Origin of the sequence: Arcticibacter eurypsychrophilus (genome assembly GCF_001730525.1) — a bacterium.
In the GTDB taxonomy this organism is placed as follows: domain Bacteria; phylum Bacteroidota; class Bacteroidia; order Sphingobacteriales; family Sphingobacteriaceae; genus Arcticibacter; species Arcticibacter eurypsychrophilus.
Genome location: NZ_MDFN01000006.1, coordinates 42,498 through 66,244, shown reverse-complemented (window position 1 = coordinate 66,244; position 23,747 = coordinate 42,498). Strand labels below are relative to the sequence as shown.

General features: G+C 39.1%; 13 protein-coding genes. 4 read left to right on the top strand and 9 right to left on the bottom strand.

The window, feature by feature from the left end; translation table 11 throughout:
• Positions 1–156 precede the first annotated feature (156 nt).
• The 3 genes from BFL47_RS04880 to BFL47_RS04870 all read left to right on the top strand — a co-directional run bounded on the left by BFL47_RS04880 (position 157) and on the right by BFL47_RS04870 (position 5,447).
• Positions 157–2,388 (top strand): glycoside hydrolase family 2 protein, encoded by a 2,232-nt coding sequence (locus BFL47_RS04880; protein WP_069658687.1) that lies wholly within the window; start codon positions 157–159, stop codon positions 2,386–2,388.
• A gap of 46 nt (positions 2,389–2,434) precedes the next feature.
• A complete protein-coding gene (locus tag BFL47_RS04875) occupies positions 2,435–4,975 on the top strand; it encodes a beta-L-arabinofuranosidase domain-containing protein (RefSeq protein ID WP_069658686.1) in 2,541 nt (846 codons plus the stop codon).
• Positions 4,976–5,180: 205 nt separating this feature from the next.
• On the top strand, positions 5,181–5,447 hold the full coding sequence (locus BFL47_RS04870; protein ID WP_245681305.1) for a hypothetical protein: 267 nt from the start codon (positions 5,181–5,183) through the stop codon (positions 5,445–5,447).
• A gap of 449 nt (positions 5,448–5,896) precedes the next feature.
• Here BFL47_RS04870 and BFL47_RS04865 read toward each other — a convergent pair whose 3' ends face one another.
• Positions 5,897–7,330 carry an L-serine ammonia-lyase gene (locus BFL47_RS04865; RefSeq protein WP_069658685.1) on the bottom strand — a complete coding sequence of 478 codons (1,434 nt, stop codon included), beginning with the start codon at positions 7,328–7,330 and terminating at the stop codon, positions 5,897–5,899.
• A 230-nt stretch (positions 7,331–7,560) separates the two neighbouring features.
• Here BFL47_RS04865 and BFL47_RS04860 point away from each other — a divergent pair, with 230 nt between their 5' ends.
• Entirely contained in the window at positions 7,561–11,760 is a 4,200-nt protein-coding gene (locus BFL47_RS04860) for a hybrid sensor histidine kinase/response regulator (protein ID WP_069658747.1), read from the top strand.
• A gap of 17 nt (positions 11,761–11,777) precedes the next feature.
• Here the strand turns inward: BFL47_RS04860 and BFL47_RS04855 are convergent, their stop codons facing one another.
• From BFL47_RS04855 to BFL47_RS04825, 8 genes are all read right to left on the bottom strand, one after another.
• The gene (locus BFL47_RS04855; RefSeq protein WP_069658684.1) at positions 11,778–12,914 is read right to left on the bottom strand and encodes a PepSY-associated TM helix domain-containing protein; all 1,137 of its coding nucleotides are present in this window, start codon (positions 12,912–12,914) and stop codon (positions 11,778–11,780) included.
• Positions 12,915–13,165: 251 nt separating this feature from the next.
• Positions 13,166–13,273, bottom strand: coding sequence for a hypothetical protein (locus BFL47_RS20455; RefSeq protein WP_211480930.1), 108 nt, complete (start codon positions 13,271–13,273; stop codon positions 13,166–13,168).
• A gap of 44 nt (positions 13,274–13,317) precedes the next feature.
• Positions 13,318–14,811: a calcineurin-like phosphoesterase C-terminal domain-containing protein gene (locus BFL47_RS04850; protein ID WP_069658683.1), complete on the bottom strand. Its 1,494-nt coding sequence runs from the start codon at positions 14,809–14,811 to the stop codon at positions 13,318–13,320.
• A 12-nt stretch (positions 14,812–14,823) separates the two neighbouring features.
• A complete protein-coding gene (locus BFL47_RS04845; protein WP_069658682.1) occupies positions 14,824–16,008 on the bottom strand; it encodes a phospholipase D-like domain-containing protein in 1,185 nt (394 codons plus the stop codon).
• A 66-nt stretch (positions 16,009–16,074) separates the two neighbouring features.
• The gene (locus BFL47_RS04840; RefSeq protein WP_083257015.1) at positions 16,075–17,634 is read right to left on the bottom strand and encodes a DUF5689 domain-containing protein; all 1,560 of its coding nucleotides are present in this window, start codon (positions 17,632–17,634) and stop codon (positions 16,075–16,077) included.
• A 28-nt stretch (positions 17,635–17,662) separates the two neighbouring features.
• Positions 17,663–19,108 carry a SusD/RagB family nutrient-binding outer membrane lipoprotein gene (locus BFL47_RS04835; RefSeq protein WP_069658681.1) on the bottom strand — a complete coding sequence of 482 codons (1,446 nt, stop codon included), beginning with the start codon at positions 19,106–19,108 and terminating at the stop codon, positions 17,663–17,665.
• 12 nt (positions 19,109–19,120) lie between these two features.
• Entirely contained in the window at positions 19,121–22,600 is a 3,480-nt protein-coding gene (locus BFL47_RS04830; RefSeq protein WP_245681304.1) for a SusC/RagA family TonB-linked outer membrane protein, read from the bottom strand.
• A gap of 86 nt (positions 22,601–22,686) precedes the next feature.
• Positions 22,687–23,694 carry a FecR family protein gene (locus tag BFL47_RS04825; protein ID WP_069658680.1) on the bottom strand — a complete coding sequence of 336 codons (1,008 nt, stop codon included), beginning with the start codon at positions 23,692–23,694 and terminating at the stop codon, positions 22,687–22,689.
• Between the last annotated feature and the right edge of the window lie 53 nt (positions 23,695–23,747).

The following is a 23,747-nucleotide window of genomic DNA, read 5'->3' as shown; positions in this document are numbered from 1 at the left end:
TTAGCTTACTTTGATGTGTAAGATTAAGAGAGGGATTATAAACCGTAATACCTATTCTTCAGAAGGATAAATTAACTAACGTATATAATAGGTCATCTTTAAATTTCAGATACGATCTATATAAAGACTAAACACACATTTTTTTAACACTAGAGTATGAACTTATTAAAAATAATACTTATTGGTATCGTTTCAGTGCCCCTTGCTTTACATGCGCAGGAATGGCAACCGAAAAAAGCGGCATTAATGAGCAAGTTTTCAAAGGATGTTAATCCGGAGCAAGTTTTGGCGGAATATCCGCGTCCTCAATTAGTTCGAAGCAATTGGCTAAATCTGAATGGTTTATGGCAATTTCAACCGGCTTCAGGTAAATCGGAAGCGTTGCCTAAAGGGAATTTATCCCGTACCATCCTGGTACCTTTTCCGGTAGAATCAGCCCTTTCGGGCGTAATGGAACACCATGAAAGTATTTGGTACAGACGTAAATTTAAAGTTCCTGCCACTTGGAAAGGAGAGCAGGTTTTGTTGCACTTTGGAGCGGTAGATTATGAAGCTGAGGTGTTCATTAACGGCAAAAGTTTTGGAATTCATACAGGTGGTTATGATCCTTTCAGTTATGATATTACTAAAGCGCTAAAGGGTGCTGGTGATCAGGATATTGCTGTACGGGTTTTTGACCCTACTGATAATGGTGGCTTCCCGCGCGGAAAGCAAACTCTTAAGCCTCAGGGAATCATGTATACCTCAGTTACCGGTATTTGGCAAACGGTTTGGTTAGAACCAGTGCCTAAAACAAATATCAGTAACATCAAAATTGTTCCGGATATAGATAAATCTGTAGTTAAGCTTTTCGTTAGCAGCAGTGCGAATGCTCAAAATCTGAATGTGAACATACAGGTGAAGGATAATGGAAAAGTGGTTCAGACGATTACTGGAAAAGCAAACGCCGAGATTAGTGTGCCTGTCGTAAACGCCAAACTATGGTCGCCGGATAGTCCTTTTTTATATGATTTGGTGATATCCTTATCGCAAGGAGCAAAAAAAGTAGATGCTATTGAAAGCTACTTTGGTATGAGGAAGATCTCCATAGGTACGGAAGATGGCTTCAAGAAGATGTTTCTTAACAATAAGTTTCTTTTCCAAATTGGTCCTTTGGATCAGGGCTTTTGGCCGGATGGTGGGTATACTGCACCAACTGATGCTGCATTGAAATACGATTTGCAGATGATTAAGAATTTCGGCTTCAACATGGTGCGAAAGCATATTAAAGTGGAGCCATATAGGTGGTACTATTGGGCAGATAAGCTAGGGTTGCTGGTTTGGCAGGATATGCCTTCGCCGAATTCGTATACTGAAAAAGTGCCTCCTGTTGATACCGCTGCATTTGCATCGGAACTGGAACGCCTGGTTGAAACGCATTGGAATTCGCCATCCATCGTAAGTTGGGTAATATTCAATGAGGGACAAGCACAGCATAACACGCCTGGACTGGTAAAAAAGGTTTATGCGCTTGATTCTACCCGTCTGATTAACCAGGCTAGTGGTGGTGGTCATTTTGATGTGGGAGATGTATTGGATATCCATAGTTATCCGCCTCCGGCTGTTCCGTTTAGTAAGGTTCAAGCTTTGGCCTGTGGTGAGTATGGCGGTATCGGATTTATTAAACCGGGTCATATATGGAAATCGGGGCCTACTTATATCATGATTGATAATGAGCAGGATTATACCAATTTATATGATCAATTTGCAACTGATTTAGCTATTTATAAAACGAATAATGGTTTAAGTGCTGCGGTGTATACGGAAATAACCGATGTTGAAGTGGAGTTAAACGGGTTGCTGACTTATGATCGGGAGATCATTAAAGGGGCTGTAGAAAAAATAAAGGCATCGAATGAAAAAGTGATTCATGACAAGATCTTCGTGGATGAAATCGTTTCAAGCTCTTTTAAAGAAGCTAAAACATGGAAGTTTACGCTTACAGAACCAGAAGCAGCATGGTATGGATTGAAATTTGATGATAAAGGCTGGCAATCTGGCAAAGGTGGCTTTGGTACCGAGGGTACTCCTGGAGCAATTAATGGAACGATCTGGAATACGCATGATATCTGGTTGAGACGGGATATTAACTTAGGTGATCTGTCTAAGATTAATATTGACAACCTGATGCTTTCTATTCATCATGATGATGCTTGTGAGGTTTATATTAACGGGGTAAAAGCGGCTGATATAAAAGGGGCAAGTTCGGGATATACCATGGTTGCAATAGAGGAAGCTGCTAAAAAAGCCCTGGTTTCGGGTGCTAAAAATAGTATTGCTATTCATTGTCATCAGGATGGCGGCGGACAGTACATTGATGCCGGGATTTCAGTTCTAATTAACAAATAAGATTGAATTTAAGGCATAATAACGTAGGATTTAAACGCATAGCTTCATGAGAAAGATATTAAAAATAGCCATTTTGTTGCCATTAATATGTAATTCGGCGGGTAAGTTATGCGCTCAAACTTCCCCTATCTATGATTATGTTTTTTCCCGGCAGCCTTTGGTCAGTAGTACCTATGCTGAACTTCCTTTAGGAAGTATCAAAGCAAAGGGATGGTTGCTAAAACAGCTTGAGTTGCAAGCGGCCGGATTTACAGGTCATGCTGAGGAATTATATCAGGAAGCGGATAACTTAGGAGCGAATTCGGATTGGCTTGGCGGTACAGGGAATAGTTGGGAAAGGGTTCCTTATTACGTTAAAGGCCTTGTCGCACTGGCTTATACATTGGATGATGCCAGTTTAAAATTAAAGGCTGAGAAGTGGATAACATGGACACTGGAAAATCAGCAGGCTAATGGTTTGATTGGTCCTTCGAAGATGAAGGACTGGTGGCCAAGGATGCCGATGTTGTATGCGGTAAAAAACTATTATGAGGCTACAGGTGACAAGCGGGTGATTCCCTTTTTTAGTAAATATTTTAAGTATCAGCTTGAAAATCTTCCATTGGATCCTTTGAAAGAATGGAGTAAATCAAGAACTGGCGATAACATTGAAATTGTGCTATGGCTCTATAATAAAACGGGTGATGCATATTTGTTGAAACTGGCAGACTTGCTGAAGGATCAGGCTTATCCCTGGAAAGATATTTATACGAATAATTTATTTTACCATTTTGGTGATGATTTTCATACTAAGCATGCGGTAAGTGTGGGTCAGGCATTGAAGTTTCCTGCGATATACTATCAGCGCAGCGGTGATAAATCTTACAAAGAGGCCTTTCAAAAAGGAATAGATCATTTAATTAAGGAGCATGGTCAGTCTTCAGGTATCGCATCGGGTACAGAATTCCTGGCGGGTAAAAGTGAGATTCAAGGGGTGGAAACGTGTACGGTTGTAGAATGGATGCAAAGTTTGGAAACTGCCGCCCGAATAATTGAAGATCCTTCCATAGGGGATCGGCTGGAAAAGATTGCTTTTAATACTTTGCCTGCTCAGTTTAGCAGAGATCTGAAGGAGCATTTGTATTATACGCTGCCTAACCAGATTCAATGCAAGTATGGGCACAATGGGTTTGATGAAGATTATCCCGAAGGATTATTATTGAGTCCTTATTCGGGTATGGGCTGCTGCAGGTACAACATGCACATGGGCTGGCCTTATTTTGTAAAAAATAGCTGGGCGGCAACTCCCGATAAGGGTTTGGCTATTATTGCGTATGCCCCTGTTGAAGTAAATGCAGTAGTTGCAGATCAGGTTCCTATAAAAATCGTGGAAGAAACGGACTATCCGTTTAATGAACAGATTAAATTAAAGATTTCATTAGAGAAGTCTGCAGAGTTTCCGTTGCGTCTACGGATTCCTGCATGGTGCAAAACACCATCTATCCGCATTAATGGGAAAGCACAAAAAGGGTTGGCATCTAACCGGATTGTTTTGATTAACCGGCGTTGGAATGATAAAGATGAGTTGATCTTAAACTTTCCCATGGAAATAAAAGTATCGCCACAGGTGCATAATTCAGTGAGTATTGAGCGTGGTCCTCTTGTATATGCTCTGCAAATGGATGCAAAATATGTGTCCATAAAAGATCATCCGGTAAAGGGTTTTCATGATTATGAAGTTTTCCCTGTGAACGATTGGAACTATGGTTTGATTTTCGATAAGAAGAACGTACAAAAATCTTTTATAGTAGAGAAGGGCGTAATGCCTGAAAATCCTTTTGTGCAAAAAAGTACTCCTGTTAAGATAAAGGTAAAAGCGCAAAAGCTTAAGGACTGGACCATGTCTTATAATGGCATTTCTGCTTTTGATGTGCCTTATGGACCGTTGACTTCAACTGAACCAATAGAAGAAGTTACGCTGACTCCATTTGGATCTGAAAATATAAGGATTTCTAATTTTCCTCAAATTAATGGACCTGTTGTAGTTCAGAAATCCTTTACTGAAAACTTTGATGCCAATAATATGGAAGGTTGGGTTTGGTATGGCGGGGGATGGTTTACTCAAGATGGTGCCTTGCATGCAGCCTCTAACAAGGGTTCATGGGGGGCAGGGATTCATGGCTCTAAGGTGATCAATAGTGCTGTAAGCCTGGCTGACTTTGTTTTTGAAATTGATATGACTCCTGGAAAGCAGGGGAATGCTGGGATTGTGTTTCGTGTATCAAAGCCGGCAATAGGTCCTGATTTATACAATGGTTACTACGTTGGCATTAATCCTGCTCTAAACAGGATTGAAATTGGTAAGTCATCGGAACAAAAGTATGTCTTGCTTGCTTCGTCATCACTTAAAGTGGAACCTGAAAAGAAGTACAAGCTAAAGGTGGAAGCGAAGGGACCTGATATCTGTGTTTTTCTGGATGATGAACAGGAGCCGGTATTGAAAATAAACGATAACGAGTTTAGTAAAGGGACTATAGGTTTGAGGTCATACGACGCATTGGCTTCTTATGATAATATGGAGATAATGAATTTGGCTAAAAAAGAATAGGCTGCTTTTAATAGAAACTTAAATGTCTTGTTAGCCAATTAATTAATATGTTTAAACAGGCAATTAAGTAAATGTAGTTTAAGGCGGTTTTTGAAATAATTGAATTTTCTTTATTCCAAATAAAGTACTACTTTCACCGCGTATTGAAGGAAAGGCAACAGCAAAAAACTGGTCTGTTGTGCCTTTACTACTTCAATTATCAATTATGAAAAAAACTTTATCAAATTTGCTGGTAGCTGTATTGCTAATCAGCTCAATGAGTTCATGTGCCACTATTTTTGGTGGACCTGTTAATCAATATCAAAAAACTAAACCTGCGGCTGGAGAACCTTCAAGGCCTATTAGGGCAGGAGCATTGATCGCTGATATTATTATTTTCTTACCGGCTACGATAGTTGATTTCGCTACTGGTGCAATTTACAAACCTCAAGCAGTTAATGCACCTGCTACTCCTTTAACACCTGCGAAATAAGGAGCTAAGGCTTATTTGTGTAAGAGTGCCTTCAGGATAATAAAGGCTCTTATAACGCATAAATCCTCAAAGTAATGACTTTTTGTAAAGTTCTACTTTGAGGATTATTTATTTTAAAGCTTATTTGGTATAGATGAGCGCAGCGTTTCTATAATCAGTGGATAGGTTGCTATACCAGTCTAAATATACGGTGCCTTTTGATTCCTTTAGTGGATTTAATAATGGCTCATCAGCTGAGATACATGGGGCTGGATGTTAGGATGCTATCAATGCGATACCTTTTGTTAATTTAAATAAGAGCGATTTCAATCAAATTTCTTGCTGGCAAGGACAACTTGGAATCAGGTATCTGTTTAATTAATTAAGGTTTTATTGCTTTTCGGTAACTCGTCTCCGTATTTTTAATTGAGGCGGGTTATTTTGTTTATGCTTTTGGTAATCATGAGTAGCTAACATTCGCTTAAGCTTATTGGAATGTTTAAAGCTAATCCCCCTTCAGAGGTTTCTTTGTATTTGGAGTTCATATCAATTGCAGTCTCCCACATTGTTTTGACTACATGATCTAAAGAAACTATAGCGAGTTGAGGGTCGCTCCTTAATGCAAGTTGAGAAGCGGTTATTGCTTTTATGGCACCCATTGCGTTTCTTTCGATACACGGGATTTGAACCAGGCCAGCTATAGGGTCACAAGTTAAACCTAAATGGTGTTCCATGGCAATCTCTGCTGCCATTAAACATTGTTTAGGGGTGCCGCCAAGTACTTCAGTTAAGCCGGCGGCAGCCATTGCGGAGGAGACGCCAATTTCTGCCTGACATCCTCCCATAGCTGCTGAAATAGTGGCGCCCTTTTTGAAAATACTGCCAATCTCTGCTGCGGTAAGAAGAAAGTTTATGATTTTATCTTCAGTATGACCCTCGCAAAATGTAATATAATACTGAAGGACAGCGGGTATTACTCCAGCTGCACCATTTGTAGGTGCTGTAACTACGCGCCCGAATGAGGCATTTACTTCATTCACTGCCAACGCAAAACAACTTACCCAATCGAGCGTATAATTAAAGCCTTGTCCGGACTTTTGAATCGCGTTAAGCCATTCCGGGTAATCTGAGAAGGGTTCACCTTTTAGCAGTTCATTATTCATCCGGGCAGCTCTCCGCTGAACATGTAACCCCCCTGGTAATACACCATTGGTATGGCAGCCTCTGAATATACATTCCTGCATGACCTTATAAATATGTAGAAGATCCTTTCGGATAGCATAATCATTTTTCCATAATCTTTCATTTTCAAAAACCAGTGCAGAAATAGACATTGAGGTATGTTCACAATGTGTCAAAAGATCTGATGCGTAGTTTATAGGATAGGGTAACTTTAGAGATTTCTTTAAAGTTTGATCGCTATTTCTTTGGGTTTCATTGATTATAAAACCTCCTCCAATAGAATAGTATGTTTCTATAAATTCTCCTTCATCTCCAAGATCGGCAATAAACGTTAAAGCGTTAGGATGAAATGGTAAGGACTCCCGATATAGAAAAACAATATTTTCTGCAGAAAATGCAATTACATGTTTGCCATTTATAAGCAGCAACTGTTTTTTTCTGATTTCTTCGATCAGTATAGGAATCTGATCGGTGTTAATCGTCTCTGCGTCATAACCGCAAAGGCCTAGCATTACTGCAATATCAGTTCCATGTCCAAGGCCGGTTTTAGCAAGTGATCCATATAAATGAACCCTAAATGACTTTACTTTATCCAATACAAATGCCGATTCCAGCTTTGTTATAAACATATGTCCGGCTTTCCATGGACCCAGTGTATGCGAGCTAGAGGGACCAACGCCTATTTTAAACATATCAAAGACTGATATATTCTCTTCTTTCATATATTTATCATTTTTATATTTTTGTTTTCCATGAGATAAATCAAACTTTGACTCGTTTATTTAAGGCATTGATTTGCGCCATAAAAATCTAATATAAGTTTTCCTCTGCTTGTACCATATTCCTTTTTGTGTTTCTTAATAATTAATTGATATTTCTTTTTTCAAGACCTTTTTTAAACTTAATTGGAATGCCATATTTTCTCATTAATTTAGAAGGATTATTATACGGTATGAGTGTGATTAAAGATATAAAAGGCTTTGTCTTTTATTTGATCCTATTAATAAACCTTTTTCCTAAACCAGCCTTAAGCCAAACTGAAAAGTTAGAATTCAAAAGAATTACGACTAAAAATGGGTTATCTCAAAGTACAGTTCAATGTATTTTGAGAGATAGCGAAGGTTTTATGTGGTTTGGCACAAGAGACGGTCTTAATCGTTACGACGGGTATAAGATGGTTGTTTTTAAAAACGACCCAACAGATGAGTATACGATCAATGACAATTACGTCAATACTCTTTTTGAAGATAATGCAGGTGATTTGTGGATTGGTACGAATAAAGGACTGGATCGATATAATCGTAAAACAGCATCATTTAGCCATTTTGATAAGTTTGGGAATTCGGTGACTGTAAGGGATTTGTTTCAGGACAGTAAAAGAAACCTATGGATAGGAACAACAGAAGGGCTTTTTTTATTCAACAAAAGTGGGAAATTTAAAAATTTTACCACTAACCAGATTTCACAAATTATTGAAGGAAATAGCGGAGATATTTGGCTTGCAATGGCGGGTAGTGGTTTAGGGAATTTCAATCTGAAGACAAATAAATTTATCTCTTACAAGAATGATAAGACAAATAAAAATTCACTGAGTGGTGATTTTTTAAGACATATTATCAAGGACAAAAAAGGTAATATATGGGCTGCAACTCGCGAAGAAGGATTGTCCATGTTTAATCCTTCGACTAAAACCTTTAAAAACTTTCGTAATGTACCAGGTAATTCGCACTCACTTGTTCACGATGATGTAATTGCATTAAATGTAGGTCCGGATGGTAAAATATGGATTGGTACGGACAGCAAAGGGCTTTGTAAGTTTGATCCGAAAACTAACCTTTTTACTTCTTACGCATATAACAATAAGGACAAAACAATAAGAATCATTTACAAAGATAATCATGATAATATATGGCTTGGAACTCATTCAGGTGGTGTCCTCTTCATTTCAAGAAATGCCAAAAAGTTTAAGTATTATCAACAGGATCTTCTTTCTCCGAACTCTTTAAGCAGCAATTCCATCAGAAGTATTTATGGAGATACGGATGGTGATTTGTGGATGGGCACTGAGTCTGACAATCTTAATTTTCTAAATACTAAAACCGGTATCTATACTATTTTAAAAAGTGACAGAAAAAATAAGAATAGTCCGGCAAGCAATAAAATTTATGCTATAACCCAGCTTAATGAAGATACGTTGGTATTTGGATATTTTAGAGGAGGTATTGATTTTTATAATAAGCGGAGCGGGAAATTTACTCATTATCCCTTTATGGAACTGGAGGCAGGTGGTAAATATCCTGCAACTGTAAATACCATTTTTAAAGACAAAAAGAATGATTTATGGATTGGTACGACCAGGGGGCTGCTCCATTACAATAATACATCAGGGGAGTTTATTTATTCAAGCAATAAAGACGCAGAATTAAATAAAATATTTGCTTATAGAATTGATTCAAAAGGCAATAGCTGGATGGGTACGCAAAAAGGATTGATTTTTATAAATGGTAAAACAGGGAAAAGGAGAACCTTCTTGAATAATAAAAAAGATCCTAAAAGCATTAGTTATGATATTATAAATTGTATTTATGAAGATAAAAGAGGACATATCTGGGTAGCAACAGGTGGGGGAGGGTTGAATCTTTTCAATGCTAAAGATCAATCATTTACCAGTTTTAAAGAAAAAGAAGGGTTGCCAAATGATGTGTTATATGGGATTCTTGAAGATAACAGAGAGAATTTATGGATCAGTACGAACAATGGAATGGCAAAGTTTAATACCTTAACAAAAAGCTGCATTAGCTATAAACCTGCGAAGGAGGACGAAGAGAATGAGTTTAGGAGAGGTGCCTTTTTTAAGAATAACAAAGGATCACTGTTTTTTGGAAGTTTAGAGGGGATGATTAGTTTCCAACCGGACAGTATTAAAGGAAACCCTTTTATTCCACCTGTTTATATTACGGGATTTCAGATTTTCAATAAGCAAGTTATTCCAAATCAACTGAATTCGCCTCTCATTAATGATATTACCGAGACCAAGGAAATTACTTTAGATCATAATCAATCCGTGTTTTCTTTTGAGTTTGCCGCACTGAATTATACCTCTGCTGAAATGAATCAGTATGCCTATAAAATGGAAGGGTTTGATAAGGACTGGATGCGTGTTGGGCACGTAAATACGGCTACCTATACTAATCTTGATCCAGGTACCTATATATTTAGAGTTCGGGCTAGCAACAATGATGGGTTATGGAATGAAATAGGAACTTCCATTAAAGTAATCATCAGACCGCCTTTTTGGCTTACCTGGTGGTTTCGAATAATAGTTCTGGCTGTGATTGCCTTGTTCATTTACCTTGCTATAAAACTTAGATTTAAGAGTATAGAAAATCAAAAAAGAGTGCTGGAGGAACAAGTACTTATACGAACTGCCGAAGTTGTGGAGCAATCTAAAATTGTAAATGATCAAGCGGATAATTTGCAGTTTATTAATGAAGAATTACAAAGTCAGGCTGAAGAGCTTCAATCTCAATCAGAACACTTACAGATACTGAATGAAGAGCTTCATGAAAAGAGTAATGAGGCGGAACTGGCAAAGGAAGAGGCTATAAAAGCAAATCAGGCTAAGAGTGTTTTTCTGGCTACCATGAGTCACGAAATACGCACTCCGATGAATGGTGTTATTGGTATGGCTTCCTTACTTGCCCAGACTAATTTAGATCAGGAGCAGGAAGATTATGTGAAAATTATCAATACCAGCGGAGATGCCTTACTGAGCGTTATTAATGATATTCTTGATTTCTCTAAGATAGAGTCCGGGAATTTAGAGCTTGAACTCCATCCTTTTGATTTACGGCAGTGCATAGAAAATGTAATGGATGTTTTTGGTGGAAAGGCTGAGAAAATTGGAATTGATCTGGTTTATCAGATTGATCATAGGCTGCCTGTCATGATCGTTGGTGATAGTTTAAGACTTCGCCAGATATTAGTTAATCTGATAAGCAATTCACTGAAGTTCACTAAATCTGGAGAAGTATTTGTGAAAGTGGATTTAGAAAGTACAAATATTGATGGAATATCTATTCGGTTTGATGTACATGATACGGGGATAGGCATTGCAGAGGATAAAGTATCCCGATTATTTAAAGCTTTTTCACAAGTAGATTCTTCTACGACCCGAAAATATGGGGGTACTGGATTGGGATTGGTAATTAGTGAGCGGCTTGTAAAGCTAATGGGTGGCGAAATAGGGTTAAACAGTCAGGAAGGCGTAGGGACCACCTTTTTCTTTAACATCAAAACTAAGGCGGCAGAAAGTTCGGAAAAGAAGTATGTCAGTTTTGGTAAAGAGACGGAAGGAAAACGCGTATTAATTGTTGACGATAATCTTACTAACCTGACTATCCTAAAGAGCCAGTTAGAGCTATGGAAATTAGAGGTAACAACGGCCGCTTCAGGAAAATCTGCATTGGAAATTTTAGCAAAAGATAAAAATTTCCATCTAATTATATCGGACATGCAAATGCCTGATATAGATGGTATTGAGTTGGCGGGAGCGATAAAGGAAAAAATTACTACCATCCCAATTATGCTTTTAAGTTCAGTTGGAGACGAAAGCAAGTCTAAATATCCACACCTATTTAGCTCTGTACTCACTAAGCCAGTTAAACTACAACAGCTTTTCAAGCTTGTACAAATGGAGCTGAAGCAGAGTAAGGAGATAATTTCGGAAGTAATTGCAAAAGTAAAACCAATTAATGATGATTTTGCGCTGAGTTATCCATTATGTATTTTGATTGCTGAGGATAATTTGATTAATCAGAAGCTCACGATGCGGATACTGCTTAAATTAGGATATCAAGCTGATATTGCCAATAACGGGAAAGAAGTATTAGAAATGTTGCAGGAAAAAGCGTATAATCTGATTCTAATGGATATGTTGATGCCGGAAATGGATGGGCTGGAAGCAACTAAGGCCATTCGGGCGAGTGCTTTACCTCAACCCAACATTATAGCGATGACCGCTAATGCCTTGCCTGAAGATCGTGAAGCTTGTATAAATGCTGGAATGGATGAATACATCAGCAAACCAATTAGCTTGCAAATTTTAATAGATTTTCTAAAAGAAACAGCGTCGAAGGTTGCATGTGTATAAATAAATTGGTGCCGCTGTTAAGAATTTAGCTTTTTACAGGACTTCTTTTTCCTTCCAAGCCAAATTAAGAACCCGGTTACAGGCATACTGGCGGCTATGGCGCTCGCCAGGAATGCAATGATCTTACCTGCGATTCCGCCGATTGCCCCCACGTGAATATCATAATTCATGCGCATGATTTTATCAGCAACAGACGCATTCTGCAGCTTTCCATACCTGTGTTTAACTTCTTTCTCCTTTAAAGTGTACTGATCGTAAAATAAGTAATCATATTGCCAAAAGGTATCTGTGTTCGGATTGATAGCTACCTCAATTACTGATTTTGTATTTTCGGGTGGATGTATTTCTATGCTTCCTTTGTAGCCAGGATTCTCTTGCATGGTCTTGTGCCACAGCTTATCAATCGCTGGAATGTTACCGGCTTTGTTCCATATGAGGATGGAATCAGAGAAAATTTCCTGATATGCCACTTCTTGTTTGCCTCCCGAAGCGATCCAGTATACCGAGTTAGAGAACCATTGAAAGCCCATTACTAAGCCGGTTAAAGCCAGGAAAATAGCGACCCATGTAATATAAAACCCGAGTACATTGTGTAAATCATAATTCCTTCTACGCCATCGGGCATTCCATTTAATCGTAAAACGTTGTTTAAAGGCTGTCTTATGTCTGGGCCACCATAGGATAACCCCCGTTATCATGAGTAATACAAAAACAAGTGTGGCAGAAGCAAGAATTGGCTGCCCGATATGAGGAGGTAACCATAAGTAGAAATGACCCATGATTACAATGCGAAAGAAGTCGTCGGACATATTTTTTACCTCAAGGACCTTTCCCGTATAAGGGTTCAGAAACACGATATAGTAATAGGCTTCCGGCTTCTCACCATAATATACGGCTGTGGCTGATTTGCCGGGTTCGTATCCGATACTGTGTGCTGCTTTGCCGGGCAATTCCTGATCGGCTATCTGTTTGAGTACTGAGGGCTGGAGTAAGGTACTCTGCTGCGTCTTTGTAAATCGATACGGTTGAGTGGCATTTTCAATTTCGCGTTCGAATGCAAGTATACATCCTGTAATGCCTAAAAATAACACCAATAAACCGGATATTAATCCGAGCCATAAGTGTAGTTTACCAATTAATTTTTTAATCGTCATATATAAATTGTTCCAAACAGCTACAAAGAAAGCATTCTTTCCTTGTCATTCAAAATTGTTTAGAACTAATCTATATAAGAATAGTTCTAGGAGGCGTTTTTATTCTCTTAGCTTTTAATATATTCATCCACATCAAATCCTTTATCTGTGTGATAATAAGGTCTGTCTTTTTCAGAAATTAACCGTAAAATTCTACATGGATTTCCAACTGCTACTACATTGTCAGGTAGATCTTTCATCACTAAGCTTTCTTATCCGATTACTGCGTTATTTCCTATAAGTGCACCTGGGTTTGCGACTGTATTTCCTTCAATCCACACATTATTCCCAATTGTGATTTCATACTTCCAGACAAACATCTCTTACTGCGTTATTGATGCCTATTATTTAGTTTTCTTTGCGTTTAGAGAGAAAGCTTTTCTACATAAATTTTTCCAAAACGATCTGTTGCTTTTATTTCTATAAGTTTGGCTGATGATGATGGTTTAGCAAAAAATAAGTGGTCTGTTAATGTGGGATCAATCCATTTATGCTTTTTAGGAAGCTGAGGCCCATTGTACAATTTTTCGGCCAGAGGATCCAGGGCTGTACGTCTTTCCATCTCTCCCTTTAATACACCATCTTCCAACCATTCAATTTTCCAATTAGCGTCCCAGTTCCATACGTTCGCTATAATTTCATCTGGTGAATCTTTAACAAAGCCCTTTGGATAAACTTTTACCTGATGGTCCCTTGGCTTTCCAATGGATTTATAAAACCATTGAATCTGACTTCCTTGAACTTCATATACGGCATAACCTTCAGGACTTCCATCACTGCAAACAGGACCTGTCCACCATGCCCCGCAAACTGTTCCATGTACATGTTCGGTAATGTTTCCTTTAGTCCACTTTTCGTTCATGTGAGTATGTCCTGACATGATATGAACCGTATATCCTTCCATTATTTTATACAGACGCTCTCTATTGGAAACCACCCCGCCTAGCTCATCTTCTTTCAGATTATTGCGTCTTACCGATCCTGTGTTAGTAGGGATATGCAGTGATAATACTAAGGTTGTTCCTTTTTTAACGAAGGCAAGGTCCTGTTCTAGCCATTGCAATTGCTGTTCAGTGAGATAGCCGATATATTTTTTAGCTGTTCCAATAAAAAAAACATCATCCAATACCACGTAATGAATCTCCCCTCTGTTAAAGGAGTAATAGGTGGGGCCAAACTGCTTTTTAAAAGTTTGTGCTGATAATTCATCTGTACGTGCATCGAGATCCATATCATGGTTACCTATGACGTTGTAAAAGGGGATTCCAGTGGTTTCAACAGCAGTTCTATAGTCTTCGAAAAGTTCGAAATGATCCCAAACCAGGTCACCACAACCAATACCATGGAAAAGTGTATCCTGGGGATATGATTTAACGAGTTGTAGCAAATCGGGTGCTGTCCTTGTCTTCAACTGCTCAGCATCTGATTTAGAGATAATTTGAGGGTCAGCCCATACTACAAAGTTATGGTTCAGGTCACTTTTACCTAATGGGTTTAGCGAAAAATCAGCATTAAATTTAGTGCTACTTTTATCGAGTGGCTGATAAAAATCAGCTATTCCCTTTTTATGATTAATAGCAAAACCCGCAGGGATACTGATATAGATAAATTCGGCAGTTTTGTTGCTCAATAACTCATAATTGCCTTTATTGTCAGTCTGTGTTATATTAAAACCATCTGTTACAGACACTCCTGAAATGCCTTTTCCTTTGGTGTGTACATGTCCGCGGATAGTTAAGGTAGAGAGGTCCAGTGGTTCCTTTTTTACTAGTGGTTCTGCCTGTAGTATAGCAGAGGGAAGTGCCAGTAACGTACCTGCGGCACCAAGGTTTTTTAAAAATGATCTTCTGTTATGCATATCAATTATTTATTATTCTGACGAACCAGGTAATTTTTTCAGGGCATCATACCAAATGGTATATGCGTTATAAAGTACCGTGTTATTTTTAAATAGAAGCAAGGTTTCATTGTTATTTCTAAGCGCATTTTGAGTATAGTTATGACTACCTGTAGCCAGAACTGTACATTGCTTTCCTTTCCATTCTCCTTTTATCATTAAGAACTTAGCATGAATGTTAACCTTTTGCTGGTTGCTATTCACTATATTGTAAATTTTAATGTAAGCCCCTTTTTTCCTTAATCCTTCTAAACCGTTTAAGATTTCTATATCAGCCTTGTTTTTAGCAATTACTTCTATATGTGCTCCCGCATTGAGCAGGTCACCCAGCTTGTTGACTATATTCAAGCGCGATGATGTCCAATCAGACATCCCTACTTTGATTATTGCACCCGAAGGCTTCGATATTCCATTTAAGATTTCAATGATGGTATCATCCCCATAGGAGACCCCGTTTCGCCTTTTTGGGAAATAATAGGCGCTAATTCCAGTCAGTTCATTCTGGTATTCACGGTAATAAAAATTGGTCATTCCACTAACCGCTTTTTTGCTTATGTCTTGCCAGTAATTGAAATAGGCCTCATATATACCGCTATCAGATACGACTACAGCATCCTGAATCTTTTTACTGTCATCTATTGTGAAATTGTGCGAAGTTTGAAAAATGACCTGATGCTTCAGTCCCTCAAGTGTATTTAAAGATGAAAAGAGCACAAACTTGTTATGATTAATTGCGGATGCAGTGCAATCATTATCTACAATTACCAACTCAGATCCATCCGTAAGAAATCCTTTAATTGTACTAATAGTCTTTGCATTCTGTAAACGAGTTTCGTCTATACTATTATCTACCAGCAGGTGCAAATCAACTCCTCGCTTGGATGCCTTTTTCAAAGATGCAATAACACCTGAATGATCAAATCCAAAAATAGAAAGGTAAATAGAGGAATGTGCAGGACTGGCATTAATCATAGCGATCAGCTTATCCATGATGACAGGGGAAGCCGACTGACTAGCAATTTTATCTGGGTCAGTAAAGTATGCCGATGGGAATGAGATGTCAAGAGGCAGGCCTTCAAGAGAGTCCTGCTTGCTTTTACTGCATGACACAAGAGTCAATAGAAGAATCAGGCCTAGGAGATTTTTAATTAGAATCATTTTAATGTGTCGATCAGCAATTTAGTAAAGCAGATAGCCCTTAAGAGCTATCTGCTGGTTTAAGTTTTAATTGCCGGACAGTTGAGTGACCTGATCTGTCTCTATTTCAGATAATGCAGCCGTTGTTGTCATGACATAAAATGTATATGCTCTTGCCGTTTCCCAAGTATCGGTTTTAGTATTAAAAGTACCCCCAAGTTTTATAAATATACCCTGAACGGTTGGTGATAAATAGGGGATCCTGTATAGATTGTTGCCTTGATAGAAGAACGGTTGTTCTACTGCGGTTTCTGGATCTACAGCATGATAGTGGTCATTGTCTGGAATCCTGTAGCCTATTCCATTAACTACATCCACAATAGTTGTGGTACCTGTTCCTCCGTAAAATACAGCATCCATAGGAATGGATTTCACGGTTATGTTGGTCCCGCCAAAAATAGCAATCCCTCCGGCATTTCCACTATTAGGAAGTAATCCTGAACTCTTGCTGCCATAACCATCGCCGTCTGTAGTGACATAAGCGATAGATCTGATCCATTTAGCTGTACTTAGATCAGTAGAGTTAGCACCATTGATTTTCTTGTTGCTTCCCCCTGCATAAAAGAACTCTCCCTTTAAGACAGTGCCTTCAGTAAGATCAAACTTATAAGTTCTACCGCCACCTGTAGCCCATCCGCCACCAGGCGCAGCTCCAGGATATGGGCTAGCAGAACCAGCATTGGTACAGGTAACAACAGACATTGGTGTTTTTGAAAAATCAATGTTTTCTGTCGCCTTAAACTGAAAATACTCATAGTTTCCATCAGCTCCCAGTACATCTGTGGTATAACCGGTTATGACTACTGCATTTTTTCCTAAAACTGGTGCGTTCGGATCAATCGCTTCTCTTATATCAGTGATGTCGGAGAGGTAACGTGGCCATACGGATGCTTTAGTGTTATCTGCTGCATCTTGATTTACAAAAAGAATCCCGGCAACTGTAGCTCCTCCAGGAAGAAAGGACTGCGCAAAATGGGCAGAGCTTTCTGTATGCATGGCCACACTATCGTTACCGTTCACCAAATACCGGTCACCTGCATAAGGTTCTCCAGGAAGTGGGGATGGACTGACACTTGCCGATTTAATGCTCACCATCGTTCCCTCATACTCTCTTGGATTAAGGTTGATGGTATAACTTGAAACGTTTCGAATAGTGAAAGGGTTCTTGGTAGAAATTTTAGTAATAGCCGTATCCGCAATCTCGGTTAACTGCATAGAACCATCTACCTTTTTTAACACTGCCCCTCTGATACTGATTACCAGGGAGTCTCCCGGATGATACGAAGACGCTGATGCACCTAAATTAAGCGATATTCCACGGATTCTTTGCCTGTTGTTGTTTTGAAGAATCACTATGCCAGCTGGAACATTACCCGAATCAACATCTGAAGTAACTACCCCTACAACCTGTCTTGCACCAATCAAATTCTGTTCGTTTAGGGTTATATCGGTCCCTTTATAGATGTTCCTGACGTCCTCAAGTGAAATAAAAGGACTTAATATTCCTTCGGCATAATTATGCTTTTCACAAGCCGACCATATAAATGTTGTTATACTAAATAGTATGTACAAAAATCTTGTTTTCATAAAAAAATACTTTTAAACCAATTAATGATTAAGGTTTTTGCCACCAAACGTTTGTAGTGAAGGTATCGGGTCCTTGAGCCGCAACTACTGCATTATAATTATCGCCGTTTATCGTTTGTACATATAAAGGATAATTAAGTCTGGCAGGCATTACTCCCCCATTCCGTAAACCAGCACCTTTAGGTAGTATGGGATGACCCGTACGACGATACTCAAACCATGACTGTAGATCTGTGAAGAATAGCGCATAATATTTTTGTAATAGTATTAGCTCCATTTTCTTATCAGTGCTGTAGGTATCGTCCCATTTAGCTTTTTTATTGGTTAAATAACCAGCAGGCAATGTATATCCCCATAATGTGATTGCACTGTTTACTCCTGTTTCATAGTAGCGTTGAGCCGAATTGCTACTGATCCAGCCTTTTGCACCAGCCTCTGCAAGAATAAACTGCAGCTCGGCATAGTTCATGATATTACCCAATAAAGGTTCTACTTGCAAAGTAGTAGGAAATGATGATTTTCCATCAGGTGCCTGTCCGGAAGCATATCCACTGGGAATACCGGCATATTCGCCTTGATACAAAGTACCCCATTTTTGAATTCTTGGGTCACTCCATTCATTCAGATTGTCAACAAAAAAGCTTGCTAATTTAGGGATGTACCAGTCTGCGGGGCGCCATGTCGAGAAGGGTGATACATAAGGAGCTGAACCTGTCCATCTTAATATGGCAGAATCATCATTGCTTCCCATTACAGGATATCCTGCAGGATTAGTATCCACTATTTCTTTAATCTTTGCAATGGTATTGAGTTCCGACTTAGCAGAAACCCGCATTAATAAACGCAGATAAAGTGAGTTTCCGAATTTACGCCATTTAACCTGATCACCTCCAAACACAGGATCACTGGCAGCTGGAATACTGGAAGCAGTTTTTAGTAAGGTATTCGCCTCTTCGAGTTTGGCAAACAAATCTGCATAAATAAGTTGCTGCTGATCGAATTCTGGAGTCATAACACCCTCCCTTGCTTTACCCGCATTAAAATAGGGGACATCTCCGTAGGTATCCGTAAGAAGAGAGTAGATCCAAACCTGGCATATGCGGGCTACTCCCATAAATGCCGGATTATTTAAGTTTTGTCCTGAAGCGTAGATGTCGTTGAAATTTGTCAACTGTAAATACCAGAGGTTGTACAAATAATCTGCCTCAGATTTCAGTAGGTCATATCTGAATATTTTACCATCCGAATCACCCATGTTAACTGTAACCTGCATCAGTTCATTTGTAATACGCTGGCTGCGGTTCATATTGCCACTTACTACATCAGTAATGGCGGGGGCAAGTAAAGTTTGAGGTAATGCATGGTCTACTGCATTTGGATTCGTATTGAGTTCAATAAATCCATCCTTGCATGACGTTACGCTTAACAGCATCACAAGGGTAAATACATAAATTGAATATTTTTTTCTTTTCATCTTTCCTTTTGATTAAAGAGCTATAGTTAAGTTAAGTCCAAAGGTCCGGGTAACTGGAAATTGTCCTAGTTCAAAGCCCTGAGTGATATCGCCATTATTAAGTGTTCCGAATTCGGGATCAAATCCTGGCCATTGTGTAATCATCAATAAATTACGACCATAAACGCCGATGTTTACACGTTGTAAGCCAAGTCTGTTGCTCAACTGAGGAGTCAAAGTATAGTCTAACCTGGCTTCTCTCAGTTTGACGAAATCTGTGGAGTAGCTGCTGCCCTCTACGTTATCTCTTCCGTAGTGTGCATTGTAATAGGTCCAGATCTCTTTTGCGATCACATCATTCTTCCGATATGTTCCATCTGTATTTTGAATTACCCCATTACCGATAATTCCGTTGTAACGCCCTGGAAGCGTGTTTTTAGTTTTTCCTTGTTCGGCGTGTACTGCGGCTGTAAGGGAATAAGCCACGGCACCATATTGTGCATCAATCAGAAAATTAAAGCTAAACTGTCTGTACTTGAATGTATTGCCCATGCTTGCTCTCCACTTGGGAGTAGTGTTTCCTAAATAAAGCATCTCATCTGTAAGCCTTGGATAACCATTTTCATACACAATTTCTCCCTCTGGGGAGCGTTGATATCCCCGGCCATATAAATCACCCATACTGCCTCCAACGGCAGCAACAATAGCACCCCTGTTTCCTGGTCCGGTTTGTAAAGTAAGTTGTTGAACGGAATCGGATAAAGAGATCACTTTATTTCTATTAGCCGCGAACGTAGCGGTCATGTTCCAGTTTAAACCATGCTGCGATTTCAAAGGACTGCCATTGGCGGCAAGTTCAATCCCTTTATTTCGAACTAGTCCACCATTAACTAACGCTGAACCATAACCCGAGCTGGCATCCGCTTTTGCCATCAGGATCTGATCTCTGGTATCACTAGTATAAAGTGCAAGATCAAACCCCAGACGATTATTAAGAAAGCGAACATCTACTCCTGTTTCGTATGCTGTAGTAAAAAGCGATTTCAAATTAAGATTCGCCAGCATAGACGGGTTTTGCAGACCTCCAGGAAAGTTTGGAGCTGTATCATATGTTAAAGCGGTTTGATAGCTTGTCTGGCCACCGCTTCCTACTCCTGATGCTGAAGCTCTAATCTTGGCAAACGATATAAATTTAGGGAGCTTGAAGGCCTCCGAAAGAATAAAACTAGCGTTAGCAGATGGATAGAAGAAGGAAACATTATTTGTAGAGTTCGCAGTAGCCAATACACTGTTCCAGTCATTACGCCCTGTTATATCAAGAAACAAATAATTTTTATAACTCATCGTTGCCAGTCCATAAAAACTGTTGATATTATATTCACTGATTCCTGGCCTTGAATCGAGTATTCCAGCTTTATTGGCAAGTGTGAATACACCTGGATAAAGCAATGAATCGGCCCTATTATTATCCGTAGTGTATCTGTTGGTGAGCATACTTCCACCGGCAGAAACGGAAAGATCCACATCCTTGCTTATTTTCTTTTTATACTGTAAAAGGAAATCGCTGCTGGCTTCCTTTGAGAAGATGTTTTGAGTTCGGAACATGCCCTTCCTGAATTTTTCAGTATCATACGGACGTTGTTGTGAACGCCTTTCACTTGCAAAATCCATTGAGGTACGAACTAATAAACTCAGTTCCTTTGTGAAGCTGTAAGTGGCCTGAATATTTCCTGTTAAACCATCGCGATCCGATTTGTTTAACATCTCATTTGCGATGAGATAAGGGTTATCGGGATAACTACTGAAAGGATAACTTTGAGCAATGTTTTCCTGACCTGGCAACCAGTATTCTTTCAACCAGTCTACACTTGCATTAGGCTCCCAAAACATATTCCAATACATGATCGATTGGTTGTTATACCCGCTGTTAGGCAAGTTATCACTCCATTTGTTCGTGTAATTTATTTTGGTGCTGATCTGCAATTTGTCATTCACTTTCTGACTTGCAGATAGTGCTACAGAATTCCTGTTATATCCGGTGTTGGGAATGATCCAGGTATTATCCACATTCGTAAAGGAGAAACGAACTGCTGTATTCTCTGTCCCGCCATCCAGCGTTAAATTATTAGTAAATGTTTTGCCTGTTTCAAAGAAGTTTTGCCGGTCATCCGGATAAGCAACCCATGGAGTTCGGGTAGTGCCTCCTGTATGTGTAATAGGATCATATTGAAAGTACTCTTGCCCATCGAATTTGGGTCCCCAAGCTGAACTGGTACTTCGGGTAGAGGCTCCATCCGCTGTAGCTCCAAATGAATAATAATTTGCACCTTCTACTCCCTGTCCATATTTATTTTGGTATTCAGGCCATCTTGAAATAGATTCAAGTGAATAATTTGAATTAAAACTAACTCCTAAACCTTTGCGTGCTACGCCAGATTTAGTAGTAATAATAATGGCACCATTAGCACCTCGTTGTCCATATAAGGCAGCTGCTCCAGGTCCCTTCAATACAGTTACACTTTCAATGTCTTCCGAATTGATGTCATTCAAACCTGTACCAAAATCAACTGGCGAATCTCCATCCAGGTAAGCATTGCTTCCACTGCCGGTAGCTCTTCCACTACCATTGTTAATAACTACTCCATCAACAACGATAAGCGCATTATTGTCACCAGTAAGATTACTTTCTCCTCTTAAGATAATTTTATTCGAACCTGCTGGTCCTGCATTAGAACGCACCAGGTTTAATCCGGCTACTTTTCCCGAAAGAGCATCTGTCCAGTTATTGGATAATGACTCATTAAGTTGCTTTCCTGTTACCACAGTGGCTGAATAGCCAAGTGCTTTTTCTTCCCGCTTAATTCCTAATGCGGTTGTCACCATTACCTCCTGCAGTTGATTTGCCGCAGTGACCATTGAGAAATTAAGTGGTGTGCTTTTATCGGCAGTTACCTTAATCCCCGAAGCTCTTTTCGTTTCAAATGAGATAAATTTAACCTCTACGGTATAGGTGCCGGGTGCTACACTTATCGAATAAGATCCATTCTTATCGGTTGTGAAACTTTTATTCAGCTCGATGATTCTAACAGATGCGCCAGGAAGCGCTTCGCCGTTATCATCTAAAACCTTTCCGGATAGAGTTCCATTTGCCTGTGCCCGGATAATTAGTACGTTTTTCTCTCCGGCTAATTGGTAGGACAAAGAAGTACCTTTAATCAGCAGCTGGATTGTTTCCGCTACTGTGCGCTCAGCACGACTTATATTAATCTGTTTCTGGTCATTTACTATCGCATTATTATAGTTAAAAGTGATTCCACTTAATTTTTCGACTTCAGTAAACGCGCGGTTAAGTGTGATTTGATTTCCACCCCAAACTATTTTATTCTCTAAAACTAGCTGTGATTTGGCGGTGAATGAGGCTAATACTAACTGAAACAATGCAGCCCCGGTTAATAATAGCATTTTTATGAACTTCGTCGAAACAATGTTTTTCGGGCGAATAATTATATTCATGGGATTTAATAGCTTAATAATTAATACTTGTTGATTTAAAACTTACTTTTCAACGGTTACCCGTAATCCTGGTTCTTAAAAGATATTTAATGATACATAGGATCCTCCTGCTTGCATTTTTTATTATTTATGATGAGATGATTGTTTTGTATTGAGTAGGTGCAATCTGTTAGTTGAGCCATTATATCCATTAACTGATGCAAAGGGATGAAGTCGAACTTAGCCGTATACTGACATGCGGTGTTCTTCGGATCACTGAATACGACCTTGATATTGTACCAACGCTCAAGAGATCGTCCAATTTCTTGTAAAGATGCATTGTTAAAAGTGATCTTGTTTTCTTTCCAGGAGCTTTCAGACGCTGCATCCAAATGGCTGAAAGAATAATTACCACTTTCTGGATTCACAGAAAGCTGTTGATCAGGAACTAGATATTGTAGGAATTTTTCTTTGCCTTTCTCCGTTATAGATACCCCTACTTTTCCGGATCGAACGGTAACCTTTACGTTATTATCAGCTTTAAATGCTTTAACGTTAAATGACGTTCCTAAAACTAGTGTATTTACTGCTCCGCTATGTACAATAAAGGGTCGGTTTTCATCATGTATTACCTCAAAGAAGGCCTCTCCCTGAAGAGATATTATTCTTTCCTTCGGATCATTAAATGCTTTATTATAACGAATACTGCTTCCTGCCTGAAGATAAACTATAGAACTATCAGGTAGCATAATTCTAGATTGCTTCCCATTTGAATTGCTTATTATGGTGTATTTAACTTTCTTTTGATCCCGGTTAAGTAATGACTCTCCCAAAAGCATGCTTAATGTTAGCAGTATAAGTATTGCCGCAGCATAAGCAAGCCATTTGGTTTGATTGTTACGGCTTACCTGGCTACTGATGGATCCCCATACTTTATCCCGATCTGCAGACGATGCAGGGTATTTAGCTGAAGCCTCCAGTACGTGCATGGTTTCTCTAAAAGCTGTAAGATTCTCCTGATCAGCCTCTACCCAATCGCTAAGGTCTTTAAGACCCTCTTCACTGATTTTCTTCTCGTAGTATTCCTGTATTAAACGGTAGTTGTATTCGTCCATTAAAACTGCTTGTTATAAATAAAGACAGTAAACAGGGCAAGGAATACGTAACC